Source organism: Salmonella sp. NW884 (genome assembly GCF_051700745.1).
Lineage (GTDB): Bacteria > Pseudomonadota > Gammaproteobacteria > Enterobacterales > Enterobacteriaceae > Salmonella > Salmonella enterica.
Genome location: NZ_JAMMDE010000058.1, coordinates 1 through 269 on the forward strand (window position 1 = coordinate 1; position 269 = coordinate 269).

The window sequence follows — 269 nt, forward strand, 5'->3', positions numbered from 1 at the left end:
TGGTGGGTCGTGCAGGATTCGAACCTGCGACCAATTGATTAAAAGTCAACTGCTCTACCAACTGAGCTAACGACCCATACGGGTGCTGCCTGAAAGATTTTACTCGGACCATCTAAAGATGGTGGGTCGTGCAGGATGACTCGGCTTCGCCTTGCCCTACGGGCCGTTGCTGACGCAACGTTATCCTTCACGTTCAACATCTGAGTTTGATGTTAAATTGGTGGGTCGTGCAGGATTCGAACCTGCGACCAATTGATTAAAAGTCAACT

General features: G+C 49.4%; 1 tRNA gene and 1 other RNA gene. Both read right to left on the bottom strand.

Going from position 1 to position 269, the window contains the following annotated elements:
* Nucleotides 1-76 (bottom strand) — tRNA-Lys (locus NA197_RS23510).
* 43 nt (nucleotides 77-119) lie between these two features.
* A non-coding RNA gene (locus NA197_RS23515) (RtT sRNA) lies at nucleotides 120-269 on the bottom strand; the annotation flags it as partial.